We start from the raw sequence: 26303 nt of genomic DNA, 5'->3' as shown, positions 1-26303 counted from the left end.
CTGTCAGCGACTAGCTGGTCTTGCCTGCCGCACCAGCATCGATCGAACCCTGGGACTCAAGGTCACGCAGCTGTCCTTCGATGTAGGTCTTCAGGCGAGCACGGTAATCGCGTTCGAAGCCACGCAACTGCTCGAGCTTGCGCTCCAGAACCGACTTCTGCTGCTCCAAGGCCGACAAGGTCTTGCGGCTCTTCTCTTCAGCGGTGGTGACCAAGGTGTTAGCTTCGGTCTTCGCTTCGGAGATGATCTTGTCGCGCTGCTCGACACCGGCAGCGACGTACTCGTCGTGCAGACGCTGAGCCATGGACAGCACGTTGGCTGCCGACTCTGCGGATTCGGAGCGAGGAGTTGCAGCTGGCGCTGCTGCTGCGGCCGGAGCTGCAGGTGCCTTCTCAGCGGCAGCTGGCTTAGCTTCTGCCTTCTTTTCCTCAGCTGGCTTGGCAGCTGGGGTTTCTGCCTTCGCTGGCTCTGCAGGCTTAGCTTCTGCCTTCTTCTCTTCAGCTGGCTTAGCAGCTGGAGCAGCAGGAGTAACTGGAGCGGCCGAAACAGGTGCAGGAACAGCCTGCTCCTTCGATACCGAACCCGCATCTTCGCCAAGTTCGGCAAGGCGGCTGCGCAGAGCCTCGTTCTCACCGGTTAGGCGACGCAGCTCCACAACGATTTCGTCGAGGAAGTCATCTACCTCGTCTTGGTCGTAGCCTTCACGGAACTTGGTCGGCTGAAACCGCTTATTGACTACGTCTTCTGGCGTCAGAGCCATTGGGTCACCTCAATACTGGGATCATTTCCGCACGACCATTGTCTTGCCTTGCGAAACACTTACCGTTTTTGTCAGTGTCGCGACCGGTGAAGTCGGAGCACCATTTCCTAAAGGATATAACGATTTGGACAATTATTACGAAATCGAGCTTACGCGCGAGTCTCTTATTATTTGAATCTACAGCTTTTGACTGCTCAGGACAATCCCCGTGAAGCACGGAAATGCCCTAATCAGATCCCTGTCCTGAGGCCCAGGTTGGCTACCACCGCTTTAAGAATGATTACGACGATGAACAACACAAGAAAGGACAGGTCAAGGCGGATTCCGCCGAGATCCAGGGGTTTGATCTTCCGGCGCAACCAGCGCAGCGGAGGATCGGTAATCGACACGATTGCACTTGCGACAATCAATGCGATGCCTTTGGGTCGCCAGTGGCGAGCAAAGCTTTCCGTTACATCCAACACAATTCTCATCAAGAGCAGAATCTGGAGGATGGCTAACGCGAGATAGATGATCCCGAACACCATTTTGTGCTTTTGCTCCTGGTGTCTTAGCTCTGATTAAAGAAGGTTGCTTGCGCTTCGGACTGCTTGCGATCTTCACCGAGGACCTCAACGGTCGCTGGCGAGAGCAAGAAGACTTTGTTCGTGACTCGCTCAATGGAGCCGTGCAGGGCGAAAACAAGTCCTGCCGAGAAGTCGACGAGGCGCTTGGCATCGGTTTCACCCATGTCGGTGACATTCATAATCACCGGGATGCCGTCACGGAAGTTCTCACCGATGATCTTGGCATCGTTATAAGAACGAGGGTGGACGGTAGTAATCTGACGCAATTCGGAATCCTCATCCCGTACTGAAGGGGCACGCTTAATAGGGGTGACCGGAGCACGGTATTCCGTCTCTGGTTCTCTAGCTTGAGTTTGCGGCGCAGCCTGCCTTGCAACAGGCTGTGGGCGTGGGGCTTCGGCAGGTCGCTTTGGAGCTGTGTCCTCAACTACCCGAACCTGGGTTTTGGGCTCAGCGTGTTGTGTCTGGGTCTCTTCCTGCTCGACGGCGTCCGCCAAGCCGAGATATACCATTGCCTTACGCAGTCCGTCAGCCACGATGTTTCTCCTCGTTTATCCCATGCATGCAACCCCATTGCACGCTTCCGCTACTTCGACGCTACCGCACAAAATAATGCAGGCATCGTTCATTCGATCAATTCTTGGCGGTGTGTCGCGCACGCCTACGCGGCGGTCCAGATGAGTCCGGCAAGTCGTCCTGCACGGCTTGAACGCCGGTAGGAATAGTAGCTTTCGTCTTCCAAGGTGCAGACACCGGATTGCCGCACGTCCACCCCGAGGCCGCGCAGTTCTTGTTCGGCTGAGGCCGGAAGGTCCAGCCCATGGGTCCCCCAGCGAGTCGTGGTGCGAATCCCGGTGCGCAACTCTTCGGATTCCTGGGCCATGCTTTCTGGAACTTCATAGCATCGGCCGCAGATCGAAGGGCCGATCACGGCTTCCACTGTGTCGGCACCATGAGCTTTCAGGCCCTCGACCGTTTTTGCCAGGATCCCGTCGAGCAGCCCGCGCCGGCCGGCGTGGGTTGCGGCACTCAGGGTTTGCCCATTGCGCGTGTTTCTTCCGACAAAGAGCACCGGAAGGCAGTCGGCGACCATCACTGCCAGGGGCTGGGTGCCAGTTGGGTCCAGCAATCCATCGCAGGTTGGCGCTGCCGGCTCTAGCCACGAGGTGCGCCGCACCGGCGTGACCTCATATACATCGGCGGAGTGCACCTGGTTCATGAAGTTAAGCGAGAAGCGTCGAACCCCGATCAAGTCCTCCAATTTGGCTCGATTCTCCGCCACAAGGCGGGGATCGTCATTCACGTGCAGGGCGAGGTTTCCCTCAGCCTGCGATGTGAATGCCAGTTGGATGCTCGGATCGAGGTTCGACGCGAAATGTAGCACTGCTCAGCTTCTTGCTGTTTTTACTTCAGGAAGTCCGGGACATCCAGGTCGTCGTTCGAACCGTTCAGGTCCGAGTCGACAACATCTGGAAGGTCCTGGAAGGAGCTAGCCTGCTCTGCGGCAGCTGGCTTCTCATGAGCAACCTGGGCTGGCTTCGCAGCTTCGGTTGCAGCAGGTGCTGGTGTTTCGGGAATGCTCGCTGGCACTTGCTCAGCCGGGCGCGCGGAGACAGCTGGCTTTGCTGCGACCGGTGCCATTGGCTTGCTGGTGACATCTGGCTCGTCGAAGCCGGCTGCAATCACGGTGACACGTGCTTCGTCGCCCAAGGCGTCGTCAATGACGGCACCGAAGATGATGTTGGCTTCCGGGTGGGCAACTTCCTGCACGAGGCGTGCAGCTTCGTTGATTTCGAACAAGCCGAGGTCGGAGCCGCCCTGGATGGAGAGCAGGACGCCGTGGGCACCATCGATAGAAGCTTCGAGCAGTGGCGAGGCAATAGCCAGCTCCGCTGCCTTCACTGCACGGTCTTCGCCCCGCGCCGAACCGATGCCCATCAATGCCGAGCCTGCGCCCTGCATAACGGACTTCACGTCGGCGAAGTCGAGGTTGATCAGGCCCGAGGTGGTGATCAGGTCGGTAATGCCCTGCACGCCGGAGAGCAGAACCTGGTCAGCCTGGCGGAATGCATCGAGCACCGATACGTTGCGATCCGAGATCGACAGCAGTCGATCGTTCGGGATCACAATGAGGGTATCCACTTCGTCGCGCAGGGCTTCGATGCCCGACTCGGCGGAGTTAGCGCGGCGGCGACCCTCGAAGGTGAATGGACGGGTCACCACGCCGATGGTCAGCGCGCCAAGCGAGCGGGCAATGCGGGCCACGACCGGCGCGCCGCCGGTACCAGTACCGCCGCCTTCGCCAGCGGTCACGAAGACCATGTCCGCGCCGCGCAGGACGTCTTCGATTTCTTCTACATGATCTTCCGCTGCCTGGCGTCCCACATCAGGGTTGGCGCCAGCGCCCAGGCCACGAGTCAGTTCGCGTCCTACGTCGAGTTTGACGTCGGCATCACTCATAAGCAGAGCCTGGGCATCGGTGTTAATGGCGATGAACTCTACGCCCTTGAGACCGACTTCGATCATTCGATTGACTGCGTTTACACCGCCACCGCCGATTCCGACGACTTTAATGACCGCGAGGTAATTCTGTGGAGCTGCCACGTCCCGCTTCCCTTGTTAGATGTGCTACATATTTCACGACTCCAGCTAAAGACCTTCACCTTTAGCCTTAAGGTTAAGATTCTGTCAAGCTGTCGTTATTAGAAACGCTATGAGTCGTGTGGTCTTTCTGCAACGACCGCCTAGGCGTGTCGCTTATTCAAAACTATCTTTCCAGAATTTCTTGGCTTATTGGTCTTCCCGCGCCCAGAGCACCGCGACTTAATAGACCACGGGATTTTCTGGGTTGGTGACGTCGATGGTCGTCTTGGCCGCGTGCTTTTTCTCAAGCTCTTTCAAGAAGATCGTCGCCACTTCATTTTTCAGGGCCGCTTTCTTGGCGTCTCCCCAAATCAAAGTACGGTTCTTCGGCAACGCCAGTTCGGCGAACCCTGCCTTGGACAAGGATGCCGTTGAGACTTCCTTGAGCACTTTCTTGTCAACGGTGCTCAAGATTCCGGTCAGCAGCTTGAACTGCTCCGGATCAGCAGTAACGTCGGTGGCCTTGATCTTGGGCAACTTGTCCTTGTCATTCTTGCCGACGGTGCGAAGCTTCTTGCCGGTCTCGGAGACCAGGTACTGCTTCTTGCCCTCCAGCAAGATGGCCACCGGCACAGCTTCGATTACCTCAACGACCAAGGTGTTGGGCATCTGGGCCTTGACCACGATTTCGTCGATGGCCGGCTGCTCGCCGATCAGCTCCTGGACCCTCGATTCAGAGATCCGCGGCAGCGGAACGCCCTTCAATGGTTGAAGGGACTTCCCCAGCTTCTCGGAATTGACCAGCTTGGTGCCGGTTACTTCGATCTTCTTGGCAGCGATCACCGGTGAGAAGCTCAAGATCAAAACCGCAGCGAGGCTGAGCACGACGATGCATGCCGCGAGAATAATCAGGATCTTGCGCCGTTTTTTCTCCGGGCTCTCCGGAAGTTCTACGACTTTTGCTGCTTCACCCATGGATCACCTTGGTAGACGGAAGTGGACCAACTGCGATGGCCTCGGACTCGGGACGGAATTCGTCAGCTCAGCGACTTGACGATGTCTGGACCTAGCGCTGTGACATCGCCGGCGCCAATGGTCATGATGACATCGCCCGGCTCGGACTGCTCAACCACGTGCGCTACAGCGGCTGCCGGCGAAAGTACCTGGGCAGGAACCTCGATGCGCGATGCGATCAGTTCGCTGTCCACGCCATCGATAGGTTCTTCACGTGCCGGGTAGATATCCAGCACGGCCACCGAATCGGCCAGGGACAAGGCCTGGGCAAATTGGCGGAAGAACTCTTGGGTACGGCTGAACAGGTGCGGCTGGAAGACAATGTGCAGCCGGCCGGTGCCGGCCACCGTACGGCCGGCGGTCAGCGCTGCCTGCACCTCGGTCGGGTGGTGCGCGTAGTCGTCGTAGACACGGACCTCTGCGGCTTCACCCTTGAATTCGAATCGGCGAGCTGCCCCGGAGAAACTGGAGAGCGCCTGCAGCGCTTCGTCAACGTCCACACCTGCATCAATGCCGACAGACAATGCGGCGGCAGCATTAAGCAGGTTGTGCTGGCCGGGCACTGCCAGATCCAGGACGCGGCTTTGTCCGCTGCCCCATTCGATGGTTGCGGTGAAGCGGCCGTCTTCGGTGGCGCGGGCATCGGAAAGGCGGCGGTCGGCGTGATCGCTGAAGCCGTAGGTCTGCACGCGGATTTCCGGACGCTCTGCGCGCATCTTGTGCGCCAAGTCGTTGGAACCCTCATCATCTGCACAGCAGATCAGCAAGCCGTCTGCCGGCAATAGCCGGGCGAAGTCGACGAAGGCCTGGTGCACTGCTTCAGCGGTACCGTAGTGATCCAAGTGGTCGGCTTCGACGTTGGTCACGATGATGGCATCCGGCCGGTAGTTGAGGAAGGAAGCGTCGGATTCGTCCGCTTCGGCCACGAAGTAGGATCCGGATCCGAGCTCGGCGTTGGTGCCCAGGCTTGGAATATTCGCTCCCACGGCGAAGCTCGGACGCGCGCCAATGGTCTTGAGCATATGGGCGGTCAGCGAAGTGGTGGTGGTCTTGCCGTGAGTACCGGCGATGGCCACGATCTTCTCGTGGCCGCGCATGGTAGCTTCCAGGCCTTCGGAGCGGTGCAAGATTCGCAGTCCGCGGCGCAGTGCCTCGTCGTATTCCGGGTTTCCGGCCTTGATGATCGAGGAGATCACCACGGTGTCGGCGTCGCCGAGGTTCGCTGGGTCGTAGCCTACGTGGATGCGCGCGCCGCGCTCACGCAAGCCATCGAGCACCGGAAGATCCTTGGCATCGGTGCCGGAGACAGCCAGGCCGTAGTCGAGCAGCAGCCGTGCAACCGCTGATACGCCAACCCCGCCTACACCCATCAGGTGTACCTTGCCCAGATCGGCGTTCAGTTCGTCGGCTCGCAGTGCCATGGTTCTAGCCTTCCTGACCCGCACGGCGGCGGGTTGAAACTTCATCAATAATCCGTCGCGCCATGATCTGCGCGGCGTCGCGCTGCCCCAATGAGGCAGCGGCTTGAGACATCTTTTCAATTTTATGCTGATCGGTCAGCAGATTGATGACATTTTCGGTGATATAGGACTTTGTGAACTCCGCGTCGGAAACCAGGACGGCTCCCCCGGCAGCGACCAGCTCACGGGCGTTGAGCTTTTGCTCGCCGTTGCCGATGGGCAGCGGAACCAGTACCGAGGCGGTGCCAGCTACGGCCAGTTCGCAGACGGTGCCCGCGCCGGAGCGGCAGATCATCAAATCCGCGACGGCGTAGGCGTAGTCCATGCGGTCCACGTATTCGGTCTGGCTGTAGCCTTCATGGGACAGCAGATTGCCCGAGGCGTCCAGAATCTGCTTTCCGCGTCCGGTGATGTGGATAGTGTGGATGCCAGCTGCGTTCAGCTCGTCCAGGGACTGCTCGATGGCGGTATTGATGCTCTGCGCTCCGGAGGATCCACCGGTGACCAGAAGTACCGGCTTCTGCCCGGTGATACCGAAGTACCCGCGTGCTTCGCCTCGCAGCGCGGCTTTGTCCATGGTGGCAACGTTGGAGCGCATCGGCATGCCCACCTGCATCTCACCGGGCAGCCCGGTGTTGGCGAAAGTGGTTCCGACGAATGCCGCTTTCTTTGCCCCGAGCTTGTTGGCCATGCCGGCAACGGAGTTGGCCTCATGCACGAAGATCGGCAGCTTCAGCTGCTTCGCGGCAAGATATGCCGGGGTGCAGACATAACCGCCGACGCCCAGGACGGCCTCGGCCTTGGTAGTGCGCAGAACGTTCTTGGCGTTGTTAATGGCCTTGATGAAACGGAAAGGGAACTTGAGCAGATCCACGTTGATGCTGCGTGGCATCGGGGCCTTGGGGATGAGTTCGAGCGGGTAGCCGGCTTCCGGCACCAGCTTGGTTTCCAGGCCACCGGGAGAACCCAGTGCTGTGACCATTGCTTCGGGATGCTCGGCCTTCACGGCATCAGCTATGGCCAGCATGGGCGAGATATGGCCGGCAGTTCCGCCGCCGGCGACGACTAGACGAAGTGCTTCGCTCATCTGTTGCTGTACTCCTTAGTCCTGCCAATGGGCAGGATCAACGTCCACCGCAGATTCAGCGATGGGCCTCTGCTTCTGATAGCGGCCGCTAGCGGCGCACTATTTGGTTTTCTTGCTCTTTGCCGGTTTCTTTTCCAGCATTGCTTCGAATTCAAGTTTTTGTGCCCGGGCCGAGGAGAGGACATAGCCCATTGCCAGCATGATGGCGAGCATCGCCGAGCCGCCGGAGGAAATGAACGGCAGCGGAACACCGATCACGGGAAGTACGCCGGTGACGGTACCCAGATTCACGAAGGTCTGGCCGATGACCCAGGACATCAGGCAACCCATGAGCACCTTGGTGTACAAGTCCTTGGCGCGTGCTGCAATGCGATACATCGCCAAGGCCAGCAGCATGAACATGACCAGGACGAACAGCACGCCGATCAGGCCGAACTCTTCACCCAGGATGGAGAAGATGAAGTCGTTCTGCGCCTCAGGCACATAGGACCACTTCATGCGGGACTGGCCTGCGCCCACACCGAACCAGCCGCCGGAGGCGAAGGCGTGAAGGCCCATGCTGGCCTGGTAGCAAAGGTCGCTGCTCGGGCCGCAATCGGTATCAAGCCAAGCGAGGATGCGCTGGCGGCGGTTGGAGGAAGCGAAGATCGCCACGGACAGGCCCAGGACACCGACCACCGAAAACGCCGCCAGCCACTTCATCCGGATGCCGCCCAAGAACATCGCCGAGGCAATGATCATCAACAAGACCAGCGCTGTACCTACGTCCTTGCCGACCACGATGAGGCCAACAATGAAGACCCCCACCGGGGCAACCACTGGGACGACCAAATGCTTGATGTCGTGCAGCAGATGCTGCTTCTTTTCCAGCATGAACGCGGCAAAAACAGACAACGCCAGTTTGGCGAACTCGCTGGGCTGCAGGCCGAAGCCGCCGATGCGGATCCAGTTTCGGTTGCCGAGCACCGTATGGCCCAATGGCGTGAACGCCACGAGGAACAACAGGACCACTGCCGCAATAACGGAAGGCCAGGCCAGCCGCTTCAGCGTTTCCGGCTTGATCCGCTGCATGACCAGCATGCAGAGAATACCCAAGGCGGCAAAGCCACCCTGGGACAGCGCCACGGTGAAACCGTCCCTGCCCTTCGCGATCGCTTCAACCGACGCCGATGACTGGACCATGACCACACCGAAAACGGCCAGCACGATGGAGCCCACGAGCACCAGCCAGTAGTCGGTGGAGGCCATGCGGCCGCTGGAGTTCTCGACGGTTCCGAGCATCCTGCCGAATCTCACGTACCAAGGGAGTTCGGCTTTGGAACCTGCTGGCTTCTTGTTCATTTTCATCGCCATCGGTGCCTCCTGCCTCGGTGTCGTTTATTCGGTCAGCTTTCGATTACTGGTCTTCGCCAGTTTTATCCATCAGATCACTGACGGCAGAGATAAATGCGTTGCCACGCTGGGCGTAGGAACTGAATTGGTCCATCGAGGCCGCGGCGGGAGCCATGAGCACGGTATCCCCTGCTTCGGCTACTTCGGCAGCCTTGGAGACCGCACGCGTCATGACCTGGGCGCCGCTTGGAACCGAACCGTCACCGCCCTGCGCTGCTCCGGTGATGTCGATGACTTCAACCTCTGGCGCGTGGGCAGCGAGTGCTTGGCGCAAACCGGCGGTGTCGGTGCCGATGAGCAAGACCTTGGCCAGGCGCTGCGCGTGCTTGGCGATCAAGTCGCCGTATTCCACGCCCTTGGACAAGCCACCGGCAATCCAGACCACACGGGTGAATGCGGCCAACGAAGCATCGGCCGCATGCGGATTAGTGGCCTTGGAATCATTGATCCACAGGATGTCGTTCTTGCGGGCGACGGCCTGGATCCGGTGATCGCCGGAGTCGAAGTTCGCCAAACCCGCAGCGACAGCTTCTGCATTCACTCCGTACGCGCGGGTCAGCGCCGCCGCGGCAGCCGCGTTCGCGGCGGTGTGGCGCGGAACAATCTCGCCGATGTCCTTCAGGGCGATCAGTTCCACGGCACTGGTCTTGCGCTCTTCGATGAAGGCGCGGTCCACCAGCAGGCCTTCGACAACACCCACCATCGATACTGCTGGGGTATCGGTGGTGAAGCCGATAGCACGGCAGCCTTCGATGACTTCCGCGTTTTCCACCATGGTGATGGTGCGCTCATCGGCGGCGTTGAAGATCGCTGCTACCTGGGTGCGTTCGTAGATCTTGGCCTTGGCGGCCTTGTAGTTGTCGAAGCCGCCATGCCAGTCCACGTGGTCTTCGGCCAGGTTCAAGACCACCGAGGCAAGCGGAGAAATGCTATGCGTGTAGTGCAGCTGGAAGCTGGAGAGCTCGACGGCGAATACGTCATAGTCCACCGGTTCGCGTACGGCATCCAGGATCGGGGTGCCGACGTTGCCGACGGCGATGGCCTTCAGCCCATCGGCGCGCAGGATCGCCTCGGTCATGCCCACAGTGGTGGTCTTGCCGTTGGTGCCGGTAATCGCCAGCCACTGTGGTGCTGTGTGGCCGGCACGGTTCTGCACGCGCCAAGCCAGCTCGATATCGCTCCAGATCTCGATGCCCTCGGACTCGGCCTCTGCGATGACCGGATTACGGGGATTCCAGCCTGGGGAAACCATGACCAGCTGGGCCGGCTTGCCATCGACCAACGGCAGGGCCTGGACGTTCCCGTCGCCCAGCAGCACCTCATGGGCCCCGACGATCTTCAGCGTCTCGGCACGTTGCTGGTTCAGCTGGTCATCGCGGCCGTCGATGACGGTGACGATGGCACCCAGCTCGATGAGGGTGTCGGCCGCAGAGAATCCGGAGAGTCCCAGTCCGGCGACGACTACGCGCAGGCCTTTCCAATCAGCATCCCAGCTGGTTAGCGAGTCAAGAGATTTGCCAGCGTCTACGCTCACAGTGCGACAACCCATTCAGAGTAGAAGAGACCCAGGCCCGCGGCCACGAACAGGCCGGCAAGGATCCAGAATCGGATAACAACGTTTTCTTCGGACCAGCCCGAAAGCTCGAAGTGGTGCTGCAGCGGCGCCATCTTGAACACGCGCTTGCCGCCCGAGAGCTTGAAGTAGCCCACCTGGATGATCACCGACAGGGAGATGATCACGAACAGGCCGGCAATTACCACCAGCAGCAGCTGGGTGCGCGAGAGGATCGCGAAGGCAGCCACGGCGCCGCCGATGGCCAGCGATCCGGTGTCGCCCATGAAGATCTTCGCCGGCTTGGCGTTGAACCAGAGGAAGGCGATCAGCGCACCGGAGAGGGTGGCCCCCAGCAGGGCCAGGTCCTGCGGGTCGCGTACCGAGTAGCAGACGTCCAGCGAGTCCATGTTGCTGCAGGCCTGGTTCTGCTGCCAGATTCCCATCAGGGTGTAGGCGCCGAAGACCATGATCGAGGCACCGGTAGCCAGTCCGTCCAGGCCATCGGTCAGGTTCACGCCGTTGGTAGCACCGGTAACGATGAAGTTCGCCCAGAGCACGAACAGGATCATGCCCAGCATCGGGCCTGCGAAGGCCAGGTCGATGTTGGTGTCGCGCAGGAAGGAGATCGCGGTAGAGCCCGGAGTCAGGCCCTGGTCATTGGGGAACTGCAAGGCCAGCACGGCGAAGCTGATGCCGAAGAATGCCTGCAGGACAATCTTCTGCCAGGCGCGCAAGCCCAATGAGCGCTTCTTGAAGATCTTGATGAAGTCATCGAGGAAGCCGACCAGCCCCATGCCGCCGAAGAGCATCAGGACCAGCATTCCGCTGGCGGTAATTCCCGAAGAAGTGCGTCCCATGAGCGAAAGGATGCCATGGGTGGCGAAGTACGCCACGAACACGGCCAGGACGAAGACCACTCCGCCCATGGTCGGGGTGCCGGACTTGATGGCGTGCGAGTTCGGCCCGTCGTCGCGCACGACCTGGCCGTATTGCTTCTTGGTGAGCAGGCGGATGTACAGCGGCATGGCCACCATGGTCAGCACGAGGGCAATGCCGGCCCCCAGAATCAATGCGATCATGCGTTGTCGCCTTCCTTCGCGAATGCTGCAATGTCGTCGCCGAGGAAGCGTAGACCGGCCCCGTTAGAGGACTTGAACAAGGCGATGTCGCCTGGCTGAAGCTGCTCTTGCAGCAGCGCGCGAGCCTCATCTACGTCTTCAACGTAGAAGGCCTCGTCGCCCCAGCTGCCTTCGAGCACAGCGGAGTTGTAGGCGGGCTTTGCGCCACGGCCTACCACTACAAGTTTCTTGATGTTCATGCGAACTGCCATGCGGCCCAGCAGGTCGTGCTGGTGGATGCTGTCATCGCCCAGTTCCAGCATTTCGCCCAGGACTGCCCAGGTGCGTCGGCCCGGTGCGCCGTCGGCGCCCAGGCCCAATTCGGCCAGGGTCACCAGCGCAGCGCGCATTGATTCAGGGTTCGCGTTGTACGCGTCGTTGATGATGCTCACGCCGTCAGCGCGCTCGATGCGCTCCATGCGCCAGCGGCTGCCGGCAGCGCGGCCTTCCAGGCCTGCGGCGATCACTTCCGGGGCGATATCCAGGGCCAGTGCAGCGTTGGCCGCGGCGAGGATATTCGAGACGTGATGGCGTCCCAGGAGGCCCGAGGTGATGCGCTTGCTGTAGCCGCCAGGGAATTCAAGAGTGAGCTCTGGCTGCCCGTGGGAATTAACAACAACGTCGGTGGCCCAGACCCCAGCGTTTTCCGGCTTGTTCTTTCCGGTGCCGAAGAAGCGCACGACTCCCCCGGAACGCAACTCCATGCGTGCCACGCGGGGGTCTTCAGCATTCAAGATGGCCGTGCCATCGGCTGGCAGGGCTTCAACGAGTTCGCCCTTGGCCTTCTCGATGTTCTCCACCCCGCCGAATTCGCCGGCGTGGGCGGTACCGACGCACAACACGACACCGACCTGCGGGTGCACCATATCTGTCAGGTACGTCAGGTGGCCAATGCCGGTGGCCCCCATCTCGATGACAAAGTACTTGGTCTCTTCGGTGGCGCTGAATACCGTCAGCGGGACGCCGACTTCGCCATTGTACGAGCCGATTGGCGACACGGTCGGCGCCACTTGCGACAGAATACCGGCGAGCAGGTCCTTGGTGGTGGTCTTGCCGGCCGAACCGGTGATTCCCACGACCTTAGCGTCGTTCTTTTCCTTGAGAAGGGCAACGATGTGCGCGGCAATTTTGCCCATTGCTTTTACCGCGTCTTCAATGATGATCGCCGGGTGTTCCCTGCGGTCTTCATCGTGGGTAATGCGTTCGGCTAGGGCCAGCACTGCGCCGGCGGCGCGTGCACGGTCGATAAAGGCGTGCCCGTCGGAGAATTCTCCGGGCTTGGCGACGAATAAGGCACCCGGGACGACTTCGCGCGAGTCAGTGGTCACGGAAGTGATCACCGTGTCGGAGGCGGCTGTAGCAGTCGCTTTTCCGCCGGTGATTTCCAGCAGGTCGGTCAGAGACAGTTCAATCATGGCAATAAGGACTTTACACTTGAGCGGTGGCGATAGTGGACTTGTACGTTCTAGGAATTGGTCACAAATCCATGAAGATTCAGTGCTTTCGCTAGTTCCACTCGATCATCCAGTTCCACGTCAATTCCCGCGACGTCTTGGCTGACTTCATGTCCCCGCCCGGCCACGAGAATCGCGTCGTTGGCTTCGGCCAAACTCACAGCGAACTCTACGGCTTTGGCGCGTGGCGCGATGTTGTGAAGCTGCACCTGCGGACGCTCGGAATCGAGAACTTGCTGTGCTCCGGCGGCAACCTGGGCGCGGATCGGAGCCGGGTCTTCGCTGTGCGGGTCGTCGTCGGTCACAATGACGATATCCGCGTGGCGGGCTGCCACCGCTCCCATATCCGGGCGCTTGGTCTTATCGCGCTCTCCGGTGGCGCCGAAGACGACGATCCGGCGTCCCTGCTCCCCCGGACGGATGGAATCCAAAGCCTTTGCCAGTGCATCCGAATTATGGGCGAAATCGACTACGGCTACCGGAGATTCGGCTACGACCTGCATCCGCCCTGGAACGGCGACCGACAGCGGATCCTTGGAGTCCAAGGCCTGCTGCAGGGCTTCGAGGTCCGCACCGCCGGCCAGCACCATCAAGGCCGCCAGCGCTCCGTTGGCGACGTTGAACATGCCTGGAAGCAGAGTGCGGGTCCGCAGCTGGCGCCCATCCCGGTGCACCAGGGTGAAACTGTGGCCCAATCCGCAGTGCGCCAGTTCGGCAACCCTCCAGTGCGCCGAAGGGTGTTCGCCGTCGAGGCTCAGGGTCTCGGTAGGCACCAGGGCGCGCTCGGCCAGGCGCTGGCCGTATTCATCGTCTACCATGACCACTGCGCGCTCGGAGCGTTCCGCGGTGAATAGTTCGGCCTTGGTTTCGAAGTACTCGTCCATCGTGCCGTGCAGGTCCAAGTGGTCCTGGGTCAGGTTGGTGTAACCGGAAACGGCAAAGCGCAGGGCGTCAACGCGGCCATAGCTCAGCGAGTGGCTGGATACCTCCATGGCCACCGACGTGACTTCCTGCTGCGCCATGCGCGAGAGCACGCCGTGCAGCTGGGTGGACTCCGGGGTGGTCAGCACGCTGGGGATGATCTGCCCGCGGGCGGACATCTCAATCGTGCCGATCAGGCCGGTTTCTTCGCCCAGTGCGTCCAGGATCGCGCGGATCATGAAGGTTGTGGTGGTCTTGCCGTTGGTGCCGGTGACAGCGAACAGCTTCGGGCTGCGCTGGTCGGTTCCGTAGACGCTCTGCGCGATCACGGCTGCGGATTTGCGTACATCTGCAACGACTGCCACCGGGATCGAGAGGTCATCGCTGAGGAATTCGAGTCCTGCAGTATCGGTGATCAGTGCGACAGCACCGTTGCCGATGGCGGTTTCCACGAATTCGGCACCGTGGCGCTTGGCGCCGGAAATACCCAGGAAGACGTCACCACTCTGTACGATCTGCGGGTTGAGGCTGACGCCGAGGATTTGCGGAGCGGCATTGAGCAGCGCTCCAGTTCGCACCGCGCCAGCTGTGCCGCAGAGCTGGTCGAAGCCAAGACCGGCGATGCTCTCTGGGCGTAGGTACCGTTCTAGCTCACGCGGAGTGTCGGGGTTCTGGACTACCAAGATTTCTTCTGATCCTCACCTACAAAGACGTCATACGCCTCTGACTTTGTCGTGCTCGGTGGCACATTGAATGTGTTGAGAGTATGGCTCATAACATCGGTAAACGTGTCAGCTACCGAGAAGTCTTTCCAGTTGCCCTTTGGCCTGTACATGGTTGCCACGACGACGAACTGCGGATCTTCCAAGGGAGCGACACCTGCAAAGGAATAAGTATATCCGTCATAGCCCTTGGCGCTTGCCGCCTGGCCTGTACCGGTCTTGCCGCCCACGCGGTACCCGGGAATACGCTCCTTGTAGCCGGTACCGTCGTCAACGACCGATTCCATGAGCTTGAGCATTTCGTCAGCGGTGCTTTTCTTGACCACGCGCTTTTTTTCCGGTGCGGGGATCTTGGTGATGGTACCGTCTTCGTTGCGGTAGCCCTCAATCAGGCTTGGCGAAAGGCGAACGCCGCCGTTGGCCAGGGACTGGAAAATTGAAGCGGTGTGCAGCACGGTCTGCGAATAGCCCTGGCCGAACATGGTGGTGTACTGCTGGCGGCGGTCCCAATTATCGGGGTGCGCCAATTGGCCAGCGCTAGCGCCATTCAAGCCGACGCGGATGGGCGAACCCAATCCGAAGGCACGCATGTAGTCGTAACGGGTCTGCTTGCTCATGGTATTTCCGACCATCACGGTGCCGGTGTTGTAGGAACGGGCGAAGATGCCCGAGACCGTCATGTCGTACGTTGGGTGTTCCAACGAGTCATTGATGGTTTCCTTGGTGAACGTCTTCTTATTCGGCACACGCATCTCGGTCAGCGGATCCACTCCGCCCTGGTCGATAGCCGCCGCGAAGATCGCGGCCTTGCCTGTGGACCCTGGCTCGAAAGCACGGGTGATGGAGGTGGAGCGGCGGAACTCCGGCTTGGTAGCGCCTGGATCATTCGGGTCCAATTCAGCGGAGTCGCCGATGGCGAGGATCTTGCCGGTATCCGCTTTCATGACGACCACGGAAACCCACTCAGCGTTGAACTGAGCTTGCTTCTTTTCTGCTGCACGCTGGGCAACGTAGTTGATGTCCGAGTCGATGGTCAGGATGACGTCCTGGCCATCGACGGCAGGAGTTTCTTCGACCTCGGTGACGGGAATGCGCACGCCATCGGCGCTGATCTCGAACTTGCGGCTGCCGGCCGTGCCGGCCAGGTGTTCCTCCTGGCTCAGTTCCAGGCCTTCGGCTCCCACCACGGCTGTTTGGTCTTCGGAGTTGCGCACGAACCCCAGCAGTGGTCCTGCAATTACGCCTTGCGGATACTGGCGTTCGCTGCGCAGCAATGAGGCAAGTCGCGGAATGCCGATTTCGAGGACTTCGTTGCGTACTTCCGGGGTCACGCTCTTGGCGAGCATGACGTACCCTTTAGGCTTGGCGTCGCCCTGCGGGCGAACCTTCGTGGCAAGTTCCTCACGGTCCTGGTCAAGGGCATCGGCTAGTTCGTCAATGGCTTGGTCCCACGTGATGCGTTCCTGGCCATTGGTTCCATCCCGCTTCGCACGGCGAATGTTCTCACCCTGCTCGCGCTGGTCGATGACCAGATCATAGCGGTCTACTGAGACGGCGAGGGTGGTGCCATTGCGGTCTTCGATGGATCCTCGATTTGGCGCAATGTTTTCAACGCGTTCGCGGTTTTCCTGTGCAGCGTTGGCAATGGTTGCCGAGTTGATGCCCTGGACCCAGACCAGCCGGCCCAGGATCACCAGCAGCAAAACCACGGAGAGGAGCAGCACAAAGCGCATTCGCTTTTTCGCAGTGTCGATTGCCGTCGAGCTCACAAAAGAACCTAACTTTCCCTCAGCGTGGTTTTCCAGCAGCGTAGGCCACCTGTATCTAGCTTAGAAAGGGCTAACTACTCTGCTGGGGATTTGATGCTTGGTGCAGGGATCGTGCCCCCGTTAAGCTCAGCGTCATTGAACACTGGGCGGCCATCACTGGCAACTTCACGTTCAGCTTTCTCCGGCTTCACCTCTGGTTCCTTGGAACCTTCAGTGGCACCGGACTCCTTCTGTGAATCTGCTGAGGCTTTACCCACAGTGGTCTTCGGCGTGTTTGATGCGTTGGCTTCAGTCTTGCTTTCACCCTTGCGGATGCTGTCGCCCGGCAGCGGAATAGTTCCGTATTCCTGCTTGCTGTTCTTTGCCTTGACCGCCTTCTCAGCGTCTTGGGCAACCTTGCCCTCAGACAGGCTGATCAGCCCTGGAGCACCTGGCGAAACCAAACCGAGGTCCTTTGCCTTGGCGGCCAGTGCCTGTGGCGCCGCCAAGGACTGGGCCTCCTTCAGCAGTGCCTGATTCTCTTGGGAAAGCGCACGCTCTTGCGAACGCAAGTTCACGATGTCGTACTGCCGCTGAGCTACAGAAGTATTGAGCAGCACCAACGTAACGATCACGCTGAATGCCAAGACAACGAGCACCGCAGACATTGTGAACATGGAGCGCTTGCTGGTTTCGTTCATCTTAGGAACCAACGAAAGAGTTACGCGCTGACGCGAATCGCCTTTAGGCAGGTTGCTAGCTGGGACGGGCTCGGGTCGCATTGCACGCGCAGTATTACCGTCGACAACAGGCTGGTTGTTCACGGCTGCGGTCTTCTGCACGCGGCGCTGGGCTCGTTGGCTCATGCTAGCTCCTCTTCAACACTCGTTCCACAGCTCGCAAGCGGGCTGAGGCTGCACGTGAATTTTCTGCTATTTCGTGGTCGCTTGGCTTCTCGGTGCCCTTGGTGAGCACCTTGTATTCAGCTTTGTGTTCGTCCAGCTCCACCGGGAATCCCGGAGGGGCCGACGAGGTAGATCCATGGACGAAGTGCCGCTTGGTGATTTTGTCTTCCAAAGAGTGGTAACTCATCACGACGACTCTTCCGCCGACGTTCAAAGCTCCCATTGCCGCCGGGATCGCACGTTCCAAGACGTCAAGTTCCTCATTCACTGCAATACGCAATGCTTGGAAGGTCCTCTTGGCCGGGTGTCCGTGGTTTCGAGCTGCCGCCGCGGGCACAACGCTGCGGATCACTTCAACTAGTTCAGCAGTGGTAGTGATGCGGCTCTTGGCGCGTGCCTCGACGATTGCCGTCGAGATGCGTCCAGCAAACTTCTCTTCGCCCCACTGTCGAATAATTCGAAGCAGTTCGTCGCGTTCCAAGTCGTTGACCAGGTCCTCGGCAGTTGGGCCAACAGAGGTGTCCATGCGCATGTCCAGCGGTGCATCATACGAATAGGCGAAACCCCGTTCACGCTCATCGAGCTGCAGCGAGGAAACGCCAAGGTCGAACAGAACGCCGTCGACCCCCGGGAACCCCAGATCTTCTACGACATCCGCAATTTCGTCATACACCGCGTGCACGAGGTCGATGCGGTCCTGGAACGGGGCGAGCCGTGCACCGGCAAGTTCGTGAGCCTGCTCGTCACGGTCTAGACCGATCAGGTGCAAATTGTCGAACCGCTTAAGGATGGCTTCGGAGTGCCCACCCATCCCGAGGGTGCAGTCAACCACAATTGCCCGACGGCCTTCAGCATTGGCTCGCTCAATACCTGGAGCTAGCAAATTAACGCATCGGTCCAGAAGTACTGGAACGTGGCGTTCGGATGCTGGTCGCTGGGAATCCTGATTTGGCACTGCGCCCCCTTTCGCTTTCGATCTGCTGTTGAGATCAGATCCCCCTCCAACCGAGTGGCGATCCAACCTTCTGGCTCCGGGGAAGTGAAGCCAGACGATTTTCTGCCCCAAGGTGGCTGGAGATCTCATCTCAACAAACGTGGTGTTTTGTCGGTGTAGGGCACAAGGCCCTAATCTTCGTCAGTATCGGAGAACACGTCTTCTTGTTCATCCAAGTACTGCTGCCATGCGGTCGAATCCCAGATTTCAATACGGTTACCCGCACCGATAACTGTGACCTCCCGATCAAGGCCTCCATAAGTGCGCAGCACTTGCGGAATCGTTACGCGCCCCTGCTTATCTGGAACTTCATCCGAGGCCCCTGAGAGGAACACACGCGCATAGTCGCGTGCTCGTCGGGAGGTCAAGGATGCCTGCGCCAGCTGCTCGTGCTGCTTCTCAAATTCCCGCTGGCTGAAAACGTATATGCAACGCTCTTGGCCGCGAGTGAGAACCAGCCCATAGGACAGCTCATCTCGATATTTAGCTGGAAGAATCAACCGACCTTTTTCATCAAGACGCGGTGTGTAAGTTCCAAGGAACATGCACACCACCTTTCCCGTGAAGTGGCCAGAAGCCCCATTCTCCTCTACTTGCCTCCACTTTACTCCACAACCCTCCACTGTCAATGCAATTTCAGTGGTTTCGCGAGGGTCTGGACTTAAAAAACACCTGAATCTAGCGGATGCTCAGCCTATGTTCAGGTGGAGGGATGGGAATCGTCCCGCTGCATGATCCAGTATTTTTCAGAGATTCCACACGCAAAATCCGCGGAATATAGCTATTTTTAGGCGCGGTGGTGGGAAGTGGAGGAACCTGGGGAGGGAAGTGGGGGCCTGCCTGACCGGCGAGGTGGACGTGAACCTTGGAATCTGCAGAGAATTCAAGATCACTTGCAAAGTCGCGCGGCCCTCAGATAGGCGCACCGAATATCCAGGACATCCAACTTCCCGAATTGAACGAAACCCATGCGCCCCGGCATGAGGTGCACGGTGACCGTAGGGACGTGAGAAGCGGGGCTTAAACAAGAAAAGAGGTGCAACCCTAGGGGTCACACCTCAATATCAATGCAGATCAGCTATCGGACTGATCACGCTTTCGCTGGTTCCATTTTTCTTCCAGGCCGGAAAGGAACTGCGAATTGTTCTTGGCTGCAGATTTTGATCCCGTTCCGTTGGACGGACCAATTTTTCCAGTAGCCGATTTAGTCAGGGCAAGCAGTACACCCGCGAACATCACCGCAAATCCGAGAACGCCTACGATGATGATGTGCTGCGAGATTCCAAAGATGAGTCCCGCTAGGCCGACGATTACCAGCAAGATACCCAGAGCAATATTTCGGGTCGACAAACGTCCCGTGCCCGAGGGGCCTTTCATGCTCGAAGCGAAGCGACGGTCTTCATGCAGCTGCTTTTCCAACTGCTCCAACAAACGCTGCTCGTGTTCCGATAGCGGCATCGTCTTCTCCTTCCAAAGGCAATCTCGACGGTCGTCCACCGTCTTCAAGTTCAACGTCGGGTCGAAGGGAAAAGTTCCCTGAATTCGATCGAACTTAATTCAAGGATAGTCTCTTTTGCACCCGCCCTGCTAGTTGATCTTCCCCACTGTCCAGATATCCATACGTTCTACACAGAATGTGTTTATTCCTTGGGGCGCAGAAAACGTGCTGGGGTCACGATGGACTGCGGGAATCTCTGTCCGATCTGGTCAGCGATGCGTTCCGCTTCTCGGGCTTTCTCTTCGCGGGGGTCCAAGCTAAATTGCAGACCCAACTCGTAATCTTGCAACCGTTCAGCTTTCACCCCGATCAGCCGGACCGGTTGCGGCATAGGGGTCAATTTTCGCAGAAGGGCCAGCGCGGACTCGCTAATTTTCGTTGAAGAATCTGTCGCAGCTGCGAGCGCCTTCGAACGCGTAATTCCAGAAAAGTCCTTGTACTTGATCTTGAGCCCAACACCGTTGGCTGATTTGCCGTGCCGCCGCAGCCGTTGACCGACCTTATGGCTCAGCCGCAAAAGTTCGCCCTCAAGCACCTGGGGATCGGTGATATCCACCGCAAAGGTATGTTCCGATGAAATGCTCTTCTCATCCCGGCTAACCTCCACCGGACGGTTATCGATCCCCCGCGAGAGCAAATAAAGGGCGCGGCCGTGTTCCCCCAACCGGCTAATCAATCTTGCTTCTGGCTCGCCAGCGAGTTGCCCCACGGTCTCAATCCCCAAGGAGTGAAGCTGACTAGCGGTTCGTTTTCCCACGCCCCACATTTTCGACACGGGTAATTCGTGCAGGAATTCTTCGGTTCGCTCGGGTGCAACTACCGCCATGCCGTCAGGCTTGGCGTACGTCGAAGCGAGTTTCGCAACGAATTTATTCCTTGCAATGCCCACGCTGGCCGGCAGTCCCATTTCTTTGCGTATATATTCGCGGATCTGCTGAGCGATCTGCACTGGCCCGCCAAGCATGCGCATGCTTCCAGTAACGTCTAGGAACGCTTCGTCGACACTGACTTGCTCAACCAGAGGCGTCAATGTGCGGAAGTACGCCATGATCTGGGCCGAGGCTTGCGAGTACTTGTGATGGCTCGGCTCGATCACGGTAGCTTGTGGTAGCAGCGGGATGGCTTGGCTCATCGGCATCGCCGAATGGATCCCGCGAGCTCGGCAGTCATAAGACGCAGAGAGCACCACGCTCCGGCCTGAACGGTGGCCTACAATAACTGGCTTGCCTACTAGGTCGGGGCGGTCCCGCAGTTCCACTGAAACAAAGAAGGCGTCCATATCGACATGGAGGATTGCACGATCCACCATTTCAATTCCTCTCCCCTCGTTCGGCTGCACCACCAGCTTACTCGAATGTATATTCGGATTCCGTTCGCACCCCGTGTACTTTGGGTGCCTTCTTCGCCGGGCGTGAATCACCGGTAGAGTTGTTGCTAACCACTAGTTGTTTACCCGTAGAAATGATTTTGCATGTCGATGCCTGATTCTGTGCCGGACCTCAACACTGAAGCCCAGAGCTTGAGCCGTACCTACACTTCTGACGTTGCTCAGTTATTGGAAGAATTCCTGGCTGCGAAAAGCGTTGAAGTTGGTCAGATTACTAGCAGCGCCGTCGAAATCGTCAATGCGATCACGTCACTGACCCGTGGCGGCAAGCGGCTTCGCGCCCTGTTCGCTTTCTGGGGTTACCTCGGTGCAGGTGGTCGGCCCGATGAACGCGACATCGTCCAACTCGGGGTGGCCTTGGAACTCTTCCAAGGAGCCGCGCTGATTCATGACGACATCATCGACAATTCCGATACACGACGCGGTCAGCCGAGCGTTCACAAGCGCTTCGAGGCCCAGCACCGAGAACTTGGGCTTGCGGGGAGCGCAGCGAGCTACGGCATGGCCAGCGCAATCCTTACCGGCGACCTATGCCTGTCGTTGAGCGAGGAAGTTTTCTCAGGTATTGCTTCCCTCAACGCTCGGGCGCGTACCATCTTCAATCAGATGCGCACCCAGGTGATGGCCGGGCAGTATCTTGATGTTCTAGAAGAGTCTGCGGGCCCCGCCTACGATCCGAAGGAAGCGGTCAAGCGAGCTCGCACTATCGTGCGCTTCAAGTCAGCCAAATACTCCACTGAAAACCCTTTCTTGCTTGGCGGCGCGTTGGCCGACGCCAGCGAGGCTCTTATGGAGCGCTACTCCGCATTCGCGCTTCCGCTGGGTGAGGCATTCCAGCTACGTGACGATGTTCTGGGCGTGTTTGGCGATCCAGCAGTCACAGGGAAGCCGACCGGCGGCGATTTGCAAGAAGGCAAGCGCACGGAATTGATTGCCCACGCCCTCTTGCTATCAACTTCTGAGGAACAGGACTTCATTCAGAGTCGCCTCGGCGCAGTGGATCTCAGCGAAGAAGAAGTGTTGAGACTAAGCGGTATTCTGCGCGATAGCGGCGCCCTGGCGGCCACCGAGCAGAGCATTAGTGAGTTGACCACCCAATCAGATCTCGCCCTGAACGCATTGCACGTCACGCCCCTCGCCTTAGCGGGAATGCAGCAGCTCAGTGATGCAGTGACAAAGAGAAGTAAATAGCGATTCGTTACTAAGACATAACGAAAGGTCTCAACCATCCATGCGATATGGAATACGGTTGAGACCTTTTGTTATTACTGAGGCTAGTTCGTCCGGGCCATTACCAGCCCATGGCCTGCGCCCGCCGACGGATTTCAGTTTTACGTCCGGTGCGCAGAGCATTCATTGGAGTGCCGGGCAGCGATTCATCCTCGGTGAACAGCCAAATAACCGATTCCTCATCGGAGAAGCCGGCATCCAAGAGTACCGAAAGAGTGCCCTTCAGGCTTTCCACCACTACTCCGTCTTGGAGAAAATCTGCAGGGATCGAACGGACATTGCGAGCGCCAATTCTCAACGAAACAATGGCACGCTCATCCAGCAGTCGGTGCACGCGGCGAATATCTACATCTAATTCTTCAGCCACATCGGGCAGGGTCAGCCACTGGCCGACGAGATCTACGGTTTCCTTCACCCCTTAAGGTTCCCACAAATTCCTGATCCGCGCAGAAATTTGGATGAAACTCACCTCAGCAGTTCCCATGAGTCACAGGAGTAGTGTAAATTTTCTTGTATCACTTTGATAACAATTGCATCACAGTCAACATGGGGAACCACTTCCCCTCTGTTACCTGCGGAGCAAAGCCCGTTATTTTCACCGTATAAATGAGGATTGACTCCATGCCCCACGAATCCAAACATGCTTCCAAGCATGCGTTAGGCGTTGTAGCAGGCGCGGCCATTCCCGCTGCGGTCATTGGCAGCCTCGCCTTAGCTCCCGCAGCGCAGGCAGCACCGATGACTGTTCCCAACACCTCAGGAAGCTTTGCCAAGTCGGTAACTCCGGAGACCATCAAGGTCGCTGAAGACCAGATCAAGGCCCACCTGATCGCTTCGCGAGTATCTACGCTGGGATTGCCAGCTAAACGAGATGTTTCCGAAATCAAGATCCCGGCAGGTGCGTCCCTATGGAGCATCGCTCGGGAATATGACACAACCGTGTCAGAGCTGAAGAAGCTCAATAATCTTAAGAATGATTCAATCGTCGCCGGCAAGACACTCAAGGTCTCCGGTCATGCTTTGAAGAACAGCTCCAAGGGCAAGTCTTCGAGCTCGTCATCTTCAAGTACCGCCACTTACACCGTCAAGAACGGTGACACCCTCAGCGGCATTGCGAGCAAGCACGACATGAGCTTGTCTGATCTGTTGAAGAAGAATGACATCTCTGCAAGCAAGGTAATCTTCCCCGGCAATAAGCTGAAGGTCAAGGGTTCGGCGTCGAGCTCCAGCAACACGACGCAGACGAAGAAAACTTCTTCTTCGTCGGGTTCTTCAACCTACACTGTGAAGAACGGTGACACCCTCGGAAGCATCGCCATCAAGCACAATATGAGCTTGTCTTCGCTCCTTAGCAAGAACGATATCTCGGCCAGCAAGGTGATCTTCCCTGGCGACAAGATCAAGGTCAAGGGTTCTTCGTCCTCTGGCTCTTCGTCGAAGTCCTCCCAGAAGAAGTCCTCCTCCTCCGGTTCTTCAAGCTACACCGTCAAGTCCGGTGACACGCTCAGCGGCATTGCGGCCAAGCACGGCATGAGCTTGTCCGATCTGTTGAAGACCAATGACATCTCTGCCAGCAAGCCGATCTTCCCAGGCAGCAAGATCAAGGTCTCGGGTGGCACGTCGTCTTCGAGCTCCTCGCCGAAGAGCACTGCTGCGCCCAAGGCCAAGACGTCGACCTACTCCGTGAAGTCCGGCGATACTCTCAGTGGCATCGCGACCAGCCACGACATGAAGCTGGCCACCTTGCTGGACTTGAACCCCGAGTACAGCTCGAGCACGCCATTGAAGATCGGCGCCAAGCTGAAGGTTTCGGGCTCCTCGGTTGCACCGTCGGGTCAGGTCAAGAAGCAGAAGATCGGCAATAGCTTCGCTGGTCGTACCTACGCAGATCACGTTGTGCGAGATGCTAACTCGAACAAGGACTACCTTGACTCGATCAGCGTCCCGAGCCGCGGCGAGATGCAGGACCTCATCCGTTCCACTGCAAAGAGCATGGGCGTTGACCCGGCTCTGGCGTTGGCTCACGCGTACCAGGAGTCTGGCTTCAACATGCGTGCGGTCTCCCCTGCTAACGCCGTTGGCGCCATGCAGGTACTGCCAAGCACCGGTGACTGGATCGCATCGGTCATTGGCCAGGACCTGAACGTCCTGAACCCACGGGATAACGTTGTCGCTGGCGTCGCAGTAATTGCCTACAATTTGGACAACACCGACAACCTGGACAACGCAATCGCATCGTACTACCAGGGTCTGGCCGGTGTTCGTAACAACGGCATGTACGAAGACACCAAGCATTATGTAGCCAGCATCAAGGCTCACATGAAGAATTACCGCTAAATAGCCAAAAGGAGAGGCGCTTCCAACACGGTGTGTTGGAAGCGCCTCTTTTTTTGTTGCAGCTGATCAGGCTGCTCCTAGCCTGTACGGTGGTCAAGATCCAATGGCATGTCGATTACCACCTTGGTCCCGCCCTTCTCGCTCTGTACCCAACGGATTTCACCCGATAGTTCGCTGGTAACCAGAGTGCGGACAATTTGCAGCCCAAGTCCCTCGCGGCGTGGCTCTTCTGGCAACCCGTGGCCGTCATCTTCAATGACAACCCGGAGCCAATCCTTGCTATCGGCACCCTTGTAGCGTTCGGCAACCAGCGCGACTTCACCGTTGCGATGCGCTAGTCCATGTTCCACGGCATTAGTCACCAGCTCATTGATCACCAGTGACAACGGTGTCGCCAAATCAGCGTCAAGCATGCCGAATTCGCCTTCACGACGCGTGGATACCCTTTGCTCCGGAGAAGCGATTTCCACGATCAGACGGAACTGGCGATCCATCAGATCATCAAATTTGACGGTTTCGTTCAGGCCCTTGGACAGGAAGTCGTGGACCGAAGCGATAGTGGAGACTCGTCGCATTGCCTGCTCCAGGCCCTGCTTGCCGTCCTCTGAGCTCATCCTGCGCGATTGCATGCGCAACAGCGCCGCGACAGTCTGCAAGTTGTTCTTCACGCGATGATGGATTTCACGGATCGTAGCGTCCTTGGTGACCAGTTCTTTTTCGCGACGGCGCAGTTCGGACACATCGCGGCACAGCACCAGTGCGCCCCAGCGCTTTGATTCGTTGCGCAGCGGAATGGCACGCAGGGAGAGGGTGACTCCGCGATGTTCCACCTCGGTACGCCATGGCATCTTGCCCTGGAGCACCAGCGGAAGAGTTTCGTCGACTACACGACGGTCGCTGACCAGTGCCATCGTCAGATCAGCCAGTGGCTGGCCCTGGAGGACATCAGCTGCGCCTAATCGGCGGAAAGCTGAAACAGCGTTCGGGCTGGCGAATTCGACGGCTCCATCAACGTTGAGCCGGATGAAACCATCACCGACGCGCGGCGCGCCACGGCGGGAGCCGGTAGGGCTGGCGAAGTCCGGCCACAGCCCTTGGGTACCCATCTGCAACAGGTCATCAGCGCTTTGCCGGTAGACCAATTCCAGATTGCTGGGTGTGCGGGACTGGTTCGGATCGAAGTGGGAAGTGATGACCGCAACCGGTTGGTTCTGGCGCACTAGCGGAATCGCCTGCACCGTGGTCAACCCCATGATGATATCTTTGCCGGCTTGTTCGGCCGAGCGTTGCACTTGCTTGGTTTCCCAAGCGCGGTCCACCATAATGCGCAGATCCTTGCGGATCCGTTCTCCCACGAAGTCGCTATGGAAGGCGGTATGCGAGGTAGAAGGGCGCACGTGTGCCAAAGCCGTATAGGAACCGTCCCCGGTGGGGAACCAGAGCACCAGGTCTGCGAATGCTAGATCCGAGACCAGTTGCCAGTCCCCCACCAGGAGGTGGAGCCAATCCTCATCACCGGGCGCTAGTGCAGCACGTTGACGTAATTCTTCGGTGATGAGGGCCATTGGCGGT

General features: G+C 58.6%; 23 protein-coding genes. 2 read left to right on the top strand and 21 right to left on the bottom strand.

All coding sequences use genetic code 11. The features are described 5' to 3' along the window. Positions 1–10: 10 nt before the first annotated feature. From ACIQTS_RS01950 to dinB, 19 genes are all read right to left on the bottom strand, one after another. Positions 11–760: a DivIVA domain-containing protein gene (locus ACIQTS_RS01950; RefSeq protein ID WP_105656793.1), complete on the bottom strand. Its 750-nt coding sequence runs from the start codon at positions 758–760 to the stop codon at positions 11–13. Between the two features lie 230 nt (positions 761–990). After that, positions 991–1287: a YggT family protein gene (locus tag ACIQTS_RS01945; RefSeq protein WP_105656794.1), complete on the bottom strand. Its 297-nt coding sequence runs from the start codon at positions 1285–1287 to the stop codon at positions 991–993. 23 nt (positions 1288–1310) lie between these two features. Beyond that, on the bottom strand, positions 1311–1862 hold the full coding sequence (locus ACIQTS_RS01940) for a cell division protein SepF (RefSeq protein WP_105656795.1): 552 nt from the start codon (positions 1860–1862) through the stop codon (positions 1311–1313). 125 nt (positions 1863–1987) lie between these two features. Next, positions 1988–2710, bottom strand: coding sequence for a polyphenol oxidase family protein (locus ACIQTS_RS01935; protein ID WP_133834279.1), 723 nt, complete (start codon positions 2708–2710; stop codon positions 1988–1990). Positions 2711–2730: 20 nt separating this feature from the next. Next, positions 2731–3930: a cell division protein FtsZ gene (gene ftsZ, locus ACIQTS_RS01930; protein WP_105656797.1), complete on the bottom strand. Its 1200-nt coding sequence runs from the start codon at positions 3928–3930 to the stop codon at positions 2731–2733. 219 nt (positions 3931–4149) lie between these two features. Then, positions 4150–4884 carry an FtsQ-type POTRA domain-containing protein gene (locus ACIQTS_RS01925; protein WP_332730616.1) on the bottom strand — a complete coding sequence of 245 codons (735 nt, stop codon included), beginning with the start codon at positions 4882–4884 and terminating at the stop codon, positions 4150–4152. Positions 4885–4946: 62 nt separating this feature from the next. Continuing rightward, positions 4947–6344 (bottom strand): UDP-N-acetylmuramate--L-alanine ligase, encoded by a 1398-nt coding sequence (gene murC, locus ACIQTS_RS01920; protein ID WP_400288272.1) that lies wholly within the window; start codon positions 6342–6344, stop codon positions 4947–4949. Positions 6345–6348: 4 nt separating this feature from the next. Next, entirely contained in the window at positions 6349–7470 is a 1122-nt protein-coding gene (gene murG, locus ACIQTS_RS01915; protein ID WP_402470824.1) for an undecaprenyldiphospho-muramoylpentapeptide beta-N-acetylglucosaminyltransferase, read from the bottom strand. Between the two features lie 99 nt (positions 7471–7569). Next, complete coding sequence (ftsW, locus tag ACIQTS_RS01910) at positions 7570–8823, bottom strand: putative lipid II flippase FtsW (RefSeq protein ID WP_400288274.1); 1254 nt, start codon at positions 8821–8823, stop codon at positions 7570–7572. A gap of 43 nt (positions 8824–8866) precedes the next feature. Next, the gene (murD, locus tag ACIQTS_RS01905) at positions 8867–10411 is read right to left on the bottom strand and encodes a UDP-N-acetylmuramoyl-L-alanine--D-glutamate ligase (protein ID WP_402470821.1); all 1545 of its coding nucleotides are present in this window, start codon (positions 10409–10411) and stop codon (positions 8867–8869) included. Further along, complete coding sequence (gene mraY, locus ACIQTS_RS01900) at positions 10393–11496, bottom strand: phospho-N-acetylmuramoyl-pentapeptide-transferase (protein WP_105656803.1); 1104 nt, start codon at positions 11494–11496, stop codon at positions 10393–10395. The genes murD and mraY overlap by 19 nt, the downstream gene beginning before the upstream one ends. After that, positions 11493–12950 carry a UDP-N-acetylmuramoyl-tripeptide--D-alanyl-D-alanine ligase gene (murF, locus tag ACIQTS_RS01895; protein ID WP_402470818.1) on the bottom strand — a complete coding sequence of 486 codons (1458 nt, stop codon included), beginning with the start codon at positions 12948–12950 and terminating at the stop codon, positions 11493–11495. Before murF ends, mraY begins: the two co-directional genes overlap by 4 nt. A gap of 50 nt (positions 12951–13000) precedes the next feature. Next, positions 13001–14593 (bottom strand): UDP-N-acetylmuramoyl-L-alanyl-D-glutamate--2,6-diaminopimelate ligase, encoded by a 1593-nt coding sequence (locus tag ACIQTS_RS01890; protein WP_105656805.1) that lies wholly within the window; start codon positions 14591–14593, stop codon positions 13001–13003. After that, positions 14587–16401, bottom strand: coding sequence for a peptidoglycan D,D-transpeptidase FtsI family protein (locus tag ACIQTS_RS01885; RefSeq protein WP_402470815.1), 1815 nt, complete (start codon positions 16399–16401; stop codon positions 14587–14589). Before ACIQTS_RS01885 ends, ACIQTS_RS01890 begins: the two co-directional genes overlap by 7 nt. A gap of 74 nt (positions 16402–16475) precedes the next feature. Further along, entirely contained in the window at positions 16476–17246 is a 771-nt protein-coding gene (locus ACIQTS_RS01880) for a hypothetical protein (protein WP_105656806.1), read from the bottom strand. Between the two features lies 1 nt (position 17247). Continuing rightward, on the bottom strand, positions 17248–18240 hold the full coding sequence (rsmH, locus tag ACIQTS_RS01875; protein WP_181148802.1) for a 16S rRNA (cytosine(1402)-N(4))-methyltransferase RsmH: 993 nt from the start codon (positions 18238–18240) through the stop codon (positions 17248–17250). Between the two features lie 170 nt (positions 18241–18410). After that, positions 18411–18824 (bottom strand): division/cell wall cluster transcriptional repressor MraZ, encoded by a 414-nt coding sequence (gene mraZ, locus ACIQTS_RS01870; protein WP_038990697.1) that lies wholly within the window; start codon positions 18822–18824, stop codon positions 18411–18413. Between the two features lie 529 nt (positions 18825–19353). Then, positions 19354–19737, bottom strand: coding sequence for a DUF3040 domain-containing protein (locus ACIQTS_RS01865; RefSeq protein WP_105656808.1), 384 nt, complete (start codon positions 19735–19737; stop codon positions 19354–19356). Between the two features lie 182 nt (positions 19738–19919). Then, entirely contained in the window at positions 19920–21086 is a 1167-nt protein-coding gene (dinB, locus tag ACIQTS_RS01860) for a DNA polymerase IV (RefSeq protein ID WP_400288283.1), read from the bottom strand. A gap of 162 nt (positions 21087–21248) precedes the next feature. Between dinB and ACIQTS_RS01855 the strand changes: the two genes are divergently transcribed. Further along, a complete protein-coding gene (locus ACIQTS_RS01855) occupies positions 21249–22355 on the top strand; it encodes a polyprenyl synthetase family protein (protein ID WP_402470811.1) in 1107 nt (368 codons plus the stop codon). Positions 22356–22455: 100 nt separating this feature from the next. Here the strand turns inward: ACIQTS_RS01855 and ACIQTS_RS01850 are convergent, their stop codons facing one another. Beyond that, positions 22456–22809: an Rv2175c family DNA-binding protein gene (locus ACIQTS_RS01850; RefSeq protein WP_105656811.1), complete on the bottom strand. Its 354-nt coding sequence runs from the start codon at positions 22807–22809 to the stop codon at positions 22456–22458. Positions 22810–23015: 206 nt separating this feature from the next. On the opposite strand from ACIQTS_RS01850, the gene ACIQTS_RS01845 reads away from it, so the two are divergent. Then, positions 23016–24731 carry a LysM peptidoglycan-binding domain-containing protein gene (locus ACIQTS_RS01845; protein WP_402470808.1) on the top strand — a complete coding sequence of 572 codons (1716 nt, stop codon included), beginning with the start codon at positions 23016–23018 and terminating at the stop codon, positions 24729–24731. Positions 24732–24808: 77 nt separating this feature from the next. On the opposite strand, the gene ACIQTS_RS01840 is transcribed toward ACIQTS_RS01845, so the two are convergent. Then, positions 24809–26296 carry a sensor histidine kinase gene (locus ACIQTS_RS01840; protein WP_105656813.1) on the bottom strand — a complete coding sequence of 496 codons (1488 nt, stop codon included), beginning with the start codon at positions 26294–26296 and terminating at the stop codon, positions 24809–24811. Positions 26297–26303 lie beyond the last annotated feature (7 nt).

The sequence above is a fragment of the Glutamicibacter sp. NPDC090743 genome, from assembly GCF_044769125.1.
Taxonomy (GTDB): Bacteria; Actinomycetota; Actinomycetes; order Actinomycetales; family Micrococcaceae; genus Glutamicibacter.
Note: the sequence above shows the minus strand (reverse complement) of the source record. Positions and strands in the feature narration are given on the sequence as shown.

Bases quoted from the DNA above. Each gene is read 5' to 3' on its own strand.
- ACIQTS_RS01950 (WP_105656793.1), bottom strand. From the start codon at position 760: ATGGCTCTGACGCCAGAAGACGTAGTCAATAAGCGGTTTCAGCCGACC.
- ACIQTS_RS01945 (WP_105656794.1), bottom strand. From the start codon at position 1,287: ATGGTGTTCGGGATCATCTATCTCGCGTTAGCCATCCTCCAGATTCTG.
- ACIQTS_RS01925 (WP_332730616.1), bottom strand. From the start codon at position 4,884: ATGGGTGAAGCAGCAAAAGTCGTAGAACTTCCGGAGAGCCCGGAGAAA.
- murC (WP_400288272.1), bottom strand. From the start codon at position 6,344: ATGGCACTGCGAGCCGACGAACTGAACGCCGATCTGGGCAAGGTACAC.
- murG (WP_402470824.1), bottom strand. From the start codon at position 7,470: ATGAGCGAAGCACTTCGTCTAGTCGTCGCCGGCGGCGGAACTGCCGGC.
- ftsW (WP_400288274.1), bottom strand. From the start codon at position 8,823: ATGGCGATGAAAATGAACAAGAAGCCAGCAGGTTCCAAAGCCGAACTC.
- murD (WP_402470821.1), bottom strand. From the start codon at position 10,411: ATGGGTTGTCGCACTGTGAGCGTAGACGCTGGCAAATCTCTTGACTCG.
- mraY (WP_105656803.1), bottom strand. From the start codon at position 11,496: ATGATCGCATTGATTCTGGGGGCCGGCATTGCCCTCGTGCTGACCATG.
- murF (WP_402470818.1), bottom strand. From the start codon at position 12,950: ATGATTGAACTGTCTCTGACCGACCTGCTGGAAATCACCGGCGGAAAA.
- ACIQTS_RS01880 (WP_105656806.1), bottom strand. From the start codon at position 17,246: ATGAGCCAACGAGCCCAGCGCCGCGTGCAGAAGACCGCAGCCGTGAAC.
- mraZ (WP_038990697.1), bottom strand. From the start codon at position 18,824: ATGTTCCTTGGAACTTACACACCGCGTCTTGATGAAAAAGGTCGGTTG.
- ACIQTS_RS01865 (WP_105656808.1), bottom strand. From the start codon at position 19,737: ATGCCGCTATCGGAACACGAGCAGCGTTTGTTGGAGCAGTTGGAAAAG.
- dinB (WP_400288283.1), bottom strand. From the start codon at position 21,086: ATGGTGGATCGTGCAATCCTCCATGTCGATATGGACGCCTTCTTTGTT.
- ACIQTS_RS01855 (WP_402470811.1), top strand. From the start codon at position 21,249: ATGTCGATGCCTGATTCTGTGCCGGACCTCAACACTGAAGCCCAGAGC.
- ACIQTS_RS01845 (WP_402470808.1), top strand. From the start codon at position 23,016: ATGCCCCACGAATCCAAACATGCTTCCAAGCATGCGTTAGGCGTTGTA.
- ACIQTS_RS01840 (WP_105656813.1), bottom strand. From the start codon at position 26,296: ATGGCCCTCATCACCGAAGAATTACGTCAACGTGCTGCACTAGCGCCC.